Genomic DNA, 11,411 nt, shown 5'->3' with positions numbered 1-11,411 from the left:
CGGAAACCCTTTGAGGCCCAAAATGAGGAATCGTTCGCAAATCACCTGAATAGAATATCGGGCCAGCCCGCGACATCGGGTCAGTCACCCGGCCTGGGGCGCCGGTTGTGCGGCGTGTTCTTCCAGCTGTTCACGCTCCAGCGTGGCCTGCACCAGTTCATCGGTGACGCGGATCTCGGCGCCCACCGGCGACATCTGCGTGGCCGCCTCGAACGGCGCGGTCGGGGTCGAGGCCGGGTGGACCTTGCGGCGCCAGATGAAGAACAACGCCATGGCGACGTTCAGCACCACGAAGGACCAGAAAAAGCCGCTGTCACCGACATGCTTCATGGTCGGCGAAATGATCAGCGGGCTGATGGCCGAGCCCACCGAGTTGATCAGCAGCATGCCCTGGATCACCCGCACCAGCTCGCCGGCCGACACGGTGTCGGTCGCATGGCTGACCGCCACCGGGTACAGGGCAAAAACCCCGCCGCCAAGCAGGAACAGCAGCACCGCCAGCAACAGCATCGAGTCAGGCAGCATCAGGATCAGCACCGACAGCACCGCGCAGAACACGCTCAAGGCAATCAGCACCACCTGCCGGTCCTGGCGGTCGGACCAGCGCCCCACCGGGTATTGCAGCAGCATCGCGCCGAGAATCACGCAGGCCATCAGGTAGCCGACCTGGGTGATGTTCATCCCGACCCGCTGCAGGTAGATCGGCAGCAGCGCGTACATGCCGGCAATCGCCACCCCTGAGCCAAAGGTGCCCAGCACACCGGTGGGCGTGATGCGCAGCAGGTCCTGGGGCAGCAAGGGTTCGATGTCGCCGACCTCGGGCGCCACGCGCGGCAGGATCACCATCGGCAGCACCGACAATGACGCCAGCATGCCGGCAATCATGAACGGCGCCGTCTCGCCCCAGGCATTGATCACGCCCAGTTGCAACTGGCCGAGCATGCCGGCGCCGTACAGCGCAATCATGTAGATCGCCAGCAGCCGGCCACGCATCTTCTGGTCGCCCGACAACAGCAACCAGCTTTCCACCACCAGGAAGATGCCGACAATGGCCAGGCCGTTGACCAGGCGAAAGAAGAACCAGGCCCACGGGTCGAAGATCAGCCCCTGCAACAGGAACGTCACCGCCGTCAGCGAGGCAAAGCTGCTGTAGGCGCGGATATGGCCGATGCTTTTGATCAGCCGGTCACCGAACATCGCCCCCAGCGCCAGGCCGACGAAGTAGGACGACGACACCAGGCCGATCATCGTGTCCGAAACCCCGGCCGAGTCGAGCCGCAGGGACGTCAGGGAAGAAATGAAGCCATTACCCAGACTGACAATGAACAGGCCGATCAGCGGCCCCAGCACCAACGCCAACAGTTTTCGCGACACGACACCCTCGGTTTTCAACCAGCACTAATCGATGCAATTGTTTGATGGGGGCAGTCGGATGGAGGTCTTTCTGTCGACGATCTGGCAATTTCGCACCCGCAAATCGGGCGCGGATTCTACGGCGCGCAAGGGCTAAATGAAATCTGAAAACGACATGAAAAACGGACATTTTGTCGCAGGTAGATAAACGGTCATGGTCAGGCACCCGATCCAGGGTTGTCATCCACCGATGGGAGGGGGCTCTGCCCCGGGCAGCGATCCGACGATGAGGCCAGCAAGGCCCATACACCTGCTGCGCCTGTCCCATCGCCATCGCCGGCAAGCCGCCTCCCACAATCCGGTGCCAAGCACGAGATCATGGGCAACATCAATCCTGTGGGAGGCTGCTCTGCAGGCGATGAGGCCAGCAAGCCCAACACACCGGCTGCGCCTGTCACACAGTCATCGCCAGCAGAGCTGTAGCAAGCCCAACACACCGGCTGCGCCTGTCACACAGTCATCGCCAGCAGAGCTGYCTCCCACAGTCCGGTGCCAGGCACAARATCCGGGATTTCATCGAGCCTGTGGGAGGCTGCTCTGCAGGCGATGAGGCCAGCAAGCCCAACACACCGGCTGCGCCTGACACATAGCCATCGCCAGCAGAGCTGCCTCCCACAGTCCGGTGCCAGGCACAAAATCCGGGATTTCATCGAGCCTGTGGGAGGCTGCTCTGCAGGCGATGAGGCCAGCAAGGCCCATACACCTNAGCAAGCCCAACACACCGGCTGCGCCTGWCACAYAGYCATCGCCAGCAGAGCTGYCTCCCACAGTCCGGTGCCAGGCACAARATCCGGGATTTCATCGAACCTGTGGGAGGCGGCTTGCCGGCGATGAGGCCAGCAAGCCCAACACACCGGCTGCGCCTGTCACATAGTCATCGCCAGCAGAGCGGCCTCCCACAGTCCGATGCCAAGCACAAGATCCGGGATTTCATCGAGCCTGTGGGAGGCTGCTCTGCAGGCGATGAGGCCAGCAAGCCCAACACACCGGCTGCGCCTGACACATAGACATCGCCAGCAGAGCTGCCTCCCACAGTCCGATGCCAGGCACAAGATCCGGGATTTCATCGAACCTGTGGGAGGCGGCTTGCCGGCGATGAGGCCAGCAAGCCCAACACACCGGCTGCGCCTGTCACACAGTCATCGCCAGCAGAGCTGCCTCCCACAGCCACAGGGCCGCCACGTAGGACAGCCCGAGTTCGGCGCGGTTGTTGGCGGTGTATTGCTGCTGGAGAAAATCGTCGAGCAACAACAGGGCGCAGCTCAGGGTCGCCAGCGCCAGCAGCGTCAGCCACGGACGGGCGCCGCTGTGCGCAGGCGCGCGCAAGAGGTTCAGCAGCATGAAGAAATCCAGAAAAGATCAATGGTCGTCACGGATGTGCGTGTCAGGGCGCAGGCGGCGACGCCCGGTCAGCATCGACAGTGGCAGGTTCTCGCGCAGGCGCAGGCTTTCCAGCAGCGCAGCACTCACGTGCACGGCCACCAGTGCCGCCAGGCTGTTGGCGATCCAGCGGTGCAAGTCTTGCGGCCAGTCGGCGCCCCACAGGGCATCGACTTCCTGCATCAGAAAACCGGTCAGCGCCAGCGCCCCCAGGGCGGTCATCATCAGCACCATGACCAGCGCGCCCAAGGGCGAGTGCCCCAGGCGGTGGCTGTCACGGCCGTGACGCAAGGCACCGAGGTGCGTGCGCAAGCGTGTGGGTGTGGGCCAGAAGTCGGCCCAACGCGCACTCTGCGGGCCGATGAAGCCCCACACCACGCGCACCACCAGCCAGCCGGCAACGTAGTAGCCCAGCCAGGTGTGCCAGTCGTCACCGGCCTCGTTGAAGAAATAGTTGGCGACGAATACCAGGGCCACCGACCCGTGAAACAGGCGCACCAGTGGATCCCACAGGCGGATCGTCGCCGCGTTCATCAGCTCTTGATCTCGGTCTTCACGGCCTTGCCGCTGACCGGGTCGTGGTAGATCTCGACCTTGCGCTTGTCCTTGTCGAAGCCGTAGATCTCGTAGCAGTTGCCGTCGGTGACCTTGAATTTGCTGATCTGGTAACCGGCCTCGCGCAGCTTGGCCTGGAAGGCTTCGGGGTCTTGCCAGGTGGCGCGGTCAGCGGTGGTGCATTGCGGGCCGGCATAGGCGCCGGCGCTGGCGAGCAGCAGGGTCGGGATCAGGGCGAAGCGCAGCAGGCGGGTCATGGGACGGGTCTCCGTTTGTTGGAAGCCCTAAGGTGCGGCGCCAAGCTTAATGAAGTCTTAATGAGTAACGCCCTGTAACATTTGCTTACTGGCAGGTAAGCGCCGAATCGCCATGATTGCGGCCTGCACACAGAGGGCACACGCATGCGCGTATTGCTGGTGGAAGATGATCGTGCGCTGGCCCAAGGCATCCGGGTCGCCCTGCGCGGCGAGGGTTATGTACTGGACTGGGTCGCCGATGGCCTGGAGGCCGAGCACGCCTTGCGCTGCGAAACCTTCGACCTGGTGCTGCTCGACCTCGGCCTGCCCCGGCGTGATGGCATCAGCCTGTTGCGCGGCATGCGCAGCCAGGCTGAAGGCAACGTGCCAGTGCTGATCCTCACCGCCCGCGACGCGGTGGCCGACCGCATTGCCGGCCTGGACGCCGGCGCCGACGATTACCTGGTCAAGCCGGTGGACCTGGATGAACTCAAGGCGCGCATCCGCGCCCTGCTGCGCCGCAGCCAGGGCCGTGCCCAGCCACGCCTGGAACACGGCGGGGTCAGCCTGGACCCGGCCACCCAGGAGGTGTTCTACCAGGGCGCCTGCGTGGCCATGACGCCAATGGAATATCAACTGCTGCACCAGTTGCTGGCTCGCCCCGGTGTGGTCGTCACCCGCGAACGGCTGAGCAACACCCTGTATGGCTGGCAGGAAAGCGGCCCGGGCAACACCCTGGAAGTGTTGATCCATAACCTGCGCAAGAAACTCGATGCCGGGCTGATCCGCACGGTGCGCGGGGTGGGTTATCTGGTGGAGCGCAGCACGTGATTTCCATCCGCACGCGCATCCTGGCGCCCACCCTGTTGCTGATGATCATCGGCAGCCTGACCCTGGTGCTGCTGGCCCTGCGCGACAGCCACCGGGAAATCGAAAACGTCTACGACGCGCAACTGGTGCAGGCCGCACGACTGATGCAGGGCTTACTGCAACAAGCCCCCGCGCAACGCGACTGGAACACCCTTGAGGCGGAGCTGGACAACGCGCTCAACCGCTCTGCGCAGGGCATTCTTTCGCACCCGTATGAAATGAACGTGGCCTTTCAGATCTGGTCGGCCGACGGCCGCCTGCTGCTGCGCTCGCGGCACGCCCCGGCCCTGGCCGAACCGCCTGCACCCGGCCTGCACGACCTGATGTACCAGGGCCAGGACTGGTGCGGGGTGTTGCTCGAAGACCCGACACTGGGCATCCGCATCTGGGCCGGTGAACGCGACGACCTGCGCCAGGACCTGATCCAGAAAATCGTCCACCACGCCTTGCTGCCGACCCTGATCGGCCTGCCGTTGCTGACGCTGCTGATCTGGGCCGTGCTGGGCTGGGGCCTGCGCCCGTTGCAGCGCCTGGCCCGGCAACTGCGCAATCGCCCGTACGACAGCCTGGAACCATTGCCGGATCAACCACAGCCGCCGGAACTGGAACCGATGCGCTCGGCGCTGGACCATCTGCTGGGCCAGTTGCGCACGCAGCTGGAGCGCGAGCGACGCTTTATCGCCGACGCCGCGCATGAGCTGCGCACGCCCCTGGCGATCCTCGACATCCATGTGCGCAATGCCCAGGCCGCCAGCGATCCGCGCGAGCGCGCCGAAGCGCTGGGCTTTCTGCAACAGGGCGTGGGCCGCATGACCCGCATCGCCAGCCAGTTGCTGACCATGGCGCGCCTGGAACCGGCCGCCCAGCCCAGCCAGCACTTGAACCTGACCGCCCTGATGCGTGAAGAGCTGGCCGAGCTGACCCCGCTGGCGCTGCGCAAGAACGTCGAGCTGGTGCTGGACAGCGAAGATGACTGCCTGCTGCGCAGCGAACCGGCCGCGCTGACCATCATGGCGCAGAACCTGATCAGCAACGCCCTGGCCTTCGCCCCGGCCGGCAGCGAGGTGCGCCTGCACCTGAGCCTCCACCCTGACCGGCACCTGCGCCTGCGGGTACTGGACCAGGGCCCGGGCGTGAGCGAAGCGGCCCTCGCCCGCCTGTGCGACCGCTTCTACAGCGCCGGCAACCCCGAAGGCGCCGGCCTGGGCCTGGCTATCGTCGACATGGTCTGCCGCCGACTGGGGCTGACCCTGACCTTTTCCAACCGCGCCCAGGGCGGGTTGTGCGTAGAGGTGGTGATTCCGGTGGCGGGCTGAAGGCAGCCTGCCTGTGAGCCTCATCGCCATGTATGACCGCGATTCAGGCGCCTTTCGCGTACTTGCCGACCAAGGCGGGTTGCAATGACTTCAGGGTCCATGTCATGGATACGTGACATATCGGGTGAGATGTAACGCATACGCAACGTCGCAAGAAATCAAAACAACCTGCCATACGGTATGCCTACGCCACCGAAGCGGCCGGCCTCACCGGCCGCTTCAGCACGGTGATGGTCGCCACCAGCACCAGCAAGGCCAGGCCGGCGCACAGCAGGTTGCTGCCTTGCCAGCCCATGCCGGTGAGCAGCACGGCCGGGGCAAAGGCGCCCAGGGTGGCGCAGATGGCGATGGCCAGGTCATTCTGGCCCTGCACCTTGAATGCCTGCACCTGGCCTTCGAGTTGCCGGGCCAGCAAGGCACCACTGCCGACGTAGGTCAGGTTCCAGCCCAGGCCCAGCAGAATCAGGGCGGCGCTGATCGCCAGGTAATGGCTGGAGGCGATATTCACCGCCGTGCTGGCGATCAACAGCCACAGGCCCAGGCACAGCGTGATTTTCAGCCCGAGGCGTTCGATGATCCAGCCGGTGAAGAACGACGGCGCGAACATGGCGATCACATGCCACTGGATGGCCAGGCGCATGGCGGTGAAGTCTTCGTGCATGTGCTGCATGTGCATCGAGGCCTGGATCATCAACAGGTGCATGATGAAATAACCCAGCGCCGCGACCGCCATGGCCAGCAGGATCGGCGCGGTCAAGGGCGAGCGCGTGCTGGCCTGCGACGCCTGGCGCGAAGGCCGGGCAGCGGTGCCGGCGTCGTTGGGCAGGCACAGCGTAACCAGGGTGGCCAGCACGGCCAGGCCGATAAAGGCGGCATAGCACAGGGAGAACGCGGCAAAGGCACCGACTTCACGCAGCCACTCGGTCAGGGTCGGGCCCAGCACGGCGGCGATGACGCCACCGGCCACCACCAGGGAAATCGCCCTGGGCTTGAGGTGTGCCGCCAGGTTGTCGGTGGCGGCAAAGCGGTTGAAATTGGCGAACGCGACATACACACCCAGCGCCGAGTGGCACACCACCAGCAGCGCAAAGCTTTGCTGGACCACGGCCTGATAGCCACTGATACCGGCCACGGCCAGGGCGATATTGCCCAGCAGGAAGGTACGCTTGCGGCCCCAGCGGCCCATCAGATAGGCCACCGGGTAAGTCGCCAGCATCAGCCACAGGAACTGAAAGCCGTAAGGCACCGTCGACAGCGCCGGTGTAGGCGCCAGCGCCGCGCCGATGGTGGCGGCCATGGTCACCGACATCACGGCGCAGGTCAGGTTGATCGACTGGGCGGCAAAGTACAGCCAGGTTCTGCGAGGTAATCCATTCACCGGCCGGGCTCCTTGGCAGTGTGTTCGATGTCGCCCGAAACAGCGCACAGCCGGGGGATCCGGTGCGATGACGACAGATCGATCATGCGCCTTGTACGGTACGGGCGGTCACACAATCGGCACGTTTTGCCATGAACTGTTAGGCTGTTTTTTCTAACAGCCGCCTTGCCGGAATGCCTGATGAGCGCTCAGCGTTTCTACACCCTTCTCAAGACTCGCCTGGACGCCGGCGAATGGACACCCGGCCAGCGCCTGCCGTCGATTCGCAAGCTCGTCGACGACACCGGCAGCAGCTATCACCAGGTGGTCTCGGCCTATGCGCGGCTGGTCAGCGAAGGCGTGCTGGTGGCCCTCCCTGGCAGCGGCTATTTTGTCGCCCCCCGCACACAGGCCCTGGCCAGCCAGGCGGAACCTGAGTGCATGGCGGGCGATGCGCTGTTCAACTTCCTGCAAGGCGGGCCGCACTACACCAAGCTGGGCTGTGGCTGGTTGCCTTCATCCTGGACCGACACCGACCTGCTGACCAAGGCGATTCGCCGTACGGCGCGGCTGGAGCAGCACTCGCTGGTCGAGTACGGCGACATCTCAGGCTACCTGCCGCTGCGCAAGCAACTGTGCGCGCACATCAAGCGCCTGACCCGCCTCGACACCCGTCCCGGCCAGATCCTGACCACGCTGGGCGCCACCCACGCGCTGGACCTGATCGCCCGGCTGCTGATCAAGCCCGGTGACACCGTACTGGTCGACGAGCCGTGCAACGGCAACCTGATCCGCCTGTTGCGGCTCAACGGCGCGCAGGTGATCGGCATCCGCCGCACCGCCGACGGCCCGGACCTTGCCGAACTGGAAAGCCAGCTGGCGCGCCAGCCGGTCAGGGCGTTTTTCTGCAACAGCACCTTCCATAACCCCACCGGCGGCACCATCACGGCCAACAACGCGTTCAATGTGCTGCGCCTGGCGGTCAAGCATGACGTCATCATCGTCGAGGACGATGTCTATGGCGACTTCAGCCCCAGCGCCCGGCACACCTTTGCCGAGCTGGATAACCTGGAGCGGGTGATCTACGTCGGCAGCTTTTCCAAGTGCCTGTCGGCCTCCCTGCGGGTCGGCTACATCGCCTGCCCGCCGGCACTGGTCGAACCTTTGACGCGCCTGAAGCTGCTGACCTGCGTGGCGGTGCCGGCGTTCTGTGAGCGTTTCGTCAACACCATCCTGGCCGACGGCACCTATGCCGGGCACATGAAGCAGTTGCGCCAGAAACTGATCGAGCAGCAGAACAAGACCCAGCGTGTATTGAAAAGCCGTGGCTGGCAGTTCGAGATTGCGCCTGAAAGCGGCATGTTCGTCTGGGCCGAACACCCCGACATCGCCGATCAACAGGGGTTTATCCAGCGACTGGCACAGCACGACATCCTGCTGCTGCCCGGTTCGGTGTTTGCCGTGGAGCGCAATTACCAAGCGTTCCTGCGCATCAACTGCACGCACTTCAGCACGCAGGTTGCCCAGCATTTCCAGGTGTGAGACTGGCCGCGCAATCAGCCCTGATGCAAATCCAGTAGGAGCGCGCTTGCCCGCGACCGGCTGCGCAGCAGTCGTAAAATCTCGAAAGCCCCACAAATTTACGACTGCTACCCCATCCGGGATCTATGAAACGCCACAAATTTACGACTGCTACCCCGTCCGGAATCTATGAAACGCCACAAATTTACGACTGCTACCCCATCCGGAATCTATGAAACGCCACAAATTTACGACTGCTACCCCATCCGGGATCTATGAAACGCCACAAATTTACGACTGCTAACGCAGCCGGTCGCGGGCAGAGCGCGCTCCTACGGGGTAAATTCAATAGCCAGTAAAATCAGTGAGTTATTTTATAGTTGAGTAGGCAACGCATCACCATTCCCGCGGCGCCATCATTTCTTCCAGGTCGGCCTCGGCAAAGCCATACGCGCTGGCGATCCAGGAAAAATCCTCGGCCAGGGCATCGCGGGCGGCGGTTTCAAGTTCGCTGCCGTGTGCCTCGAAGGTGTCCTGCAAGGCGTTGAGGCGTTCGGTGGCGGCATGGCTCAGCACGTACAGCGCCTCAAGCGTGGCCGGCTGCTGCTGTTCAATCTGACGGCACAGGTCGATCAACACGTCCTTGCACAGGTCGACCACCTCGTCGGGAAAGTAGTCGTCGGCGTACATGCCTTGCAAGAAAACATGATCGTCCATGGTGGGGTTATCGAGGCTCATGAAAGCTCCTTGGGTTGTGATTCACAGAATGCCCTTTTCCCACTCCAGGGTGCCCCAGGGCCGGGTCTTTCTGGAGTCCAGGCGCCAGGTGTCGCCGGTGCGCACCAGGGTGTAAAGCACCTCGTAGCGCATCGGCCCATCCGCGTCCTGACGGGTCATCAGGATCGCGCGCCGGCCTTTGGGCTCGATGCTCACCAGGGCTTCGCCCGGGGTGTAGTCCGGCGGCCAGCCGATGCTGTTGCCACGGCCCTGCGGACGCGGCTTGAGGGTGCAGAACCGCTCGAACACTTGCGCCATTCCGGCACGAATGAAGTCCCAGTCCAGGTCATGGATATCGACCTGCTTTCTGTGCTCATGGCAGTCGGTCTCCCAGCGATTCATGGCCAGGATATAGCCGCGCAGCACACTGGCCGGGTCGCTGTGGTCGACATCGGACAGGTCCGGCGCCACTGGCGGCCACGGCAGGTACACCTCTTCAGGCACCACCGGTGGCCGGGCGCCGTGGCTCAGCAACAACGCCTCTACCCCGGCATGCCCGCGCTCCTGCGCCATCGACAAGGCATTACGCCCGTCACGGGTCTGCGCCTGCAGGTCGGCCCCGGCCGCCAGCAAGGCCGCAACCACCTCGGCATGGCCCTGCAACGCCGCCACCATCAAGGGCGAGCGCTGGTAGTCGTTGCCCGTCAGGTCCACCGCCGCCCCGGCCTCCAGCAGCAGTTCAAGAATGTGCCGGTCATCGGAGTGCGCCGCCCAGCCCAGGGCGGTAAAGCCCATGACGCCGTCATGGCGGTCAAGGTCGGCGCCCTTGTCGATCAGCAGCCGCACCGTGTCGATATGCCCGGCAATGGCCGCATCGATCAGCGCCGTACGGCCCAGCCCCTTCTCGGCAAAGTCGATCTCGGCGCCCGCTTCCAGCAACGCCTGTAGCTGCTCGTTGTGACCGGCCGCAGCGGCCTTCAACAGTGCCTTGCTCATGCGTTCCCCCGTACTGTTCAGTCCATCGGCAACGGGCAGTCCTGATCAATCCATACCCGCAGTTCATCGGCCACCGCGTGAAATTCCTCGCGCGCCATGCTGCCATGATCGACCAGAAACACCGTCGCCGGTTCCAGGCCGGGCGACACCATCACCGCCCGGCCGCCGCCATCGTCACCAATGGTCAACCAGCCTGGGCAGTAAGACTGCACCTCATAGGTTTTGTTACGTTCCAGCAGCTCGGCGGGCGCGTAAAAGCAAACGTAGTCGCCGCAGCTGGCACCGTTGGCCTGGATCAGGTGCGTGCGCAAGGCAGGCGCCAGCGGCTGGCCGAGCCAGTGTTCCAGAGCGGCGAAGTCGTCGTTGAATGAAGGGGGCATACGGGCGGGCCTGGCAGAAATGATCGGCGCAGGATAACGCGATCGGTTGAACATGACCTTGCGTCACACCACTCGAACCCCACACCCGCCCCGGCAGTCTACCGGGCTGATCGTTCATTGCAGGGTTAACCGCGTGCCCAGAATCATTACCGACGAAACACCCGAAGAAGTGGTGAAAGACCAGAACACCCGGCTCTTTGGCACGCCCAAGGAGCGCCTGGATTTCTACCGGCGCGAGATCCAGTACGAGACCACCAACCTGTCCAACCGCACCAACGCCTACCTCACGGCGCAGTCGTTCCTGGTGATTGCCTACGCCTCGTCGATGGCCAACACCAACCCCGACTGGGGCATGATCTTTACCGTGGTCATCCCGCCGATGCTGGCCTTGCTGGGGCTGCTCAACACCGTGAGCGCCTGGCCGGGGATTCGTGCAGCGTGCGAGATCATCGAGCACTGGCACCACAAGCAGGGGCAGTTGCTGAGCAGCGAGCCGGTCATCGGCCTGACCTATGACGACTCGCCGCTGTTCAGTGACTGGGAATCGAGCGAGACCGGGCCGAAGAAGTCCCTGCTGTTTTCCAAGCGGGCGCCCTGGCTGTTCAGCATTTTCTGGGTGTTCTTCGGCTTTTTCGCGCTCTTTCTGCAGATATTGACCCTCGATAGCTGA

Annotated in this window: 12 protein-coding genes; 4 read left to right on the top strand and 8 right to left on the bottom strand. The window is 63.9% G+C overall.

Annotated features, from left to right (window positions below; all coding sequences use genetic code 11):
* Positions 1-84 precede the first annotated feature (84 nt).
* From ASF84_RS27675 to ASF84_RS27660, 4 genes are all read right to left on the bottom strand, one after another.
* On the bottom strand, positions 85-1,374 hold the full coding sequence (locus ASF84_RS27675; protein ID WP_082481888.1) for an MFS transporter: 1,290 nt from the start codon (positions 1,372-1,374) through the stop codon (positions 85-87).
* Between the two features lie 1,170 nt (positions 1,375-2,544).
* Positions 2,545-2,754, bottom strand: a complete 210-nt coding sequence (locus tag ASF84_RS27670; RefSeq protein WP_056842098.1) for a hypothetical protein — start codon at positions 2,752-2,754, stop codon at positions 2,545-2,547.
* Positions 2,755-2,772: 18 nt separating this feature from the next.
* Complete coding sequence (locus ASF84_RS27665) at positions 2,773-3,327, bottom strand: cytochrome b/b6 domain-containing protein (protein ID WP_056842097.1); 555 nt, start codon at positions 3,325-3,327, stop codon at positions 2,773-2,775.
* Positions 3,327-3,593: a PepSY domain-containing protein gene (locus ASF84_RS27660; RefSeq protein WP_056842198.1), complete on the bottom strand. Its 267-nt coding sequence runs from the start codon at positions 3,591-3,593 to the stop codon at positions 3,327-3,329. Before ASF84_RS27660 ends, ASF84_RS27665 begins: the two co-directional genes overlap by 1 nt.
* Before the next feature lie 156 nt (positions 3,594-3,749).
* Here ASF84_RS27660 and ASF84_RS27655 point away from each other — a divergent pair, with 156 nt between their 5' ends.
* On the top strand, positions 3,750-4,415 hold the full coding sequence (locus ASF84_RS27655; RefSeq protein WP_056842096.1) for a response regulator: 666 nt from the start codon (positions 3,750-3,752) through the stop codon (positions 4,413-4,415).
* Entirely contained in the window at positions 4,412-5,770 is a 1,359-nt protein-coding gene (locus ASF84_RS27650; protein WP_056842095.1) for an ATP-binding protein, read from the top strand. Before ASF84_RS27655 ends, ASF84_RS27650 begins: the two co-directional genes overlap by 4 nt.
* Positions 5,771-5,954: 184 nt before the next feature.
* Here the strand turns inward: ASF84_RS27650 and ASF84_RS27645 are convergent, their stop codons facing one another.
* Positions 5,955-7,079, bottom strand: a complete 1,125-nt coding sequence (locus ASF84_RS27645; protein ID WP_442963095.1) for an MFS transporter — start codon at positions 7,077-7,079, stop codon at positions 5,955-5,957.
* Between the two features lie 249 nt (positions 7,080-7,328).
* Between ASF84_RS27645 and ASF84_RS27640 the strand changes: the two genes are divergently transcribed.
* A complete protein-coding gene (locus ASF84_RS27640; protein ID WP_056842093.1) occupies positions 7,329-8,669 on the top strand; it encodes an aminotransferase-like domain-containing protein in 1,341 nt (446 codons plus the stop codon).
* A 375-nt stretch (positions 8,670-9,044) separates the two neighbouring features.
* Here the strand turns inward: ASF84_RS27640 and ASF84_RS27635 are convergent, their stop codons facing one another.
* Genes ASF84_RS27635 through ASF84_RS27625 form a run of 3 tightly spaced genes read right to left on the bottom strand, consistent with a single transcriptional unit; the run spans position 9,045 to position 10,741 of the window.
* Positions 9,045-9,386 carry a DUF5713 family protein gene (locus ASF84_RS27635; protein WP_056842092.1) on the bottom strand — a complete coding sequence of 114 codons (342 nt, stop codon included), beginning with the start codon at positions 9,384-9,386 and terminating at the stop codon, positions 9,045-9,047.
* A gap of 21 nt (positions 9,387-9,407) precedes the next feature.
* The gene (locus tag ASF84_RS27630; protein ID WP_056842091.1) at positions 9,408-10,361 is read right to left on the bottom strand and encodes an ankyrin repeat domain-containing protein; all 954 of its coding nucleotides are present in this window, start codon (positions 10,359-10,361) and stop codon (positions 9,408-9,410) included.
* Positions 10,362-10,378: 17 nt separating this feature from the next.
* Positions 10,379-10,741, bottom strand: a complete 363-nt coding sequence (locus ASF84_RS27625; RefSeq protein ID WP_056842090.1) for an SMI1/KNR4 family protein — start codon at positions 10,739-10,741, stop codon at positions 10,379-10,381.
* 133 nt (positions 10,742-10,874) lie between these two features.
* Here ASF84_RS27625 and ASF84_RS27620 point away from each other — a divergent pair, with 133 nt between their 5' ends.
* On the top strand, positions 10,875-11,411 hold the full coding sequence (locus tag ASF84_RS27620) for a hypothetical protein (protein ID WP_109513800.1): 537 nt from the start codon (positions 10,875-10,877) through the stop codon (positions 11,409-11,411).

Source organism: Pseudomonas sp. Leaf127 (assembly GCF_001423155.1).
GTDB classification, from domain to species: Bacteria; Pseudomonadota; Gammaproteobacteria; order Pseudomonadales; family Pseudomonadaceae; genus Aquipseudomonas; species Aquipseudomonas ovata.
The sequence above is the reverse complement of the archived record's forward strand: the minus strand, read 5'-3'. Positions and strand labels throughout refer to the sequence as shown.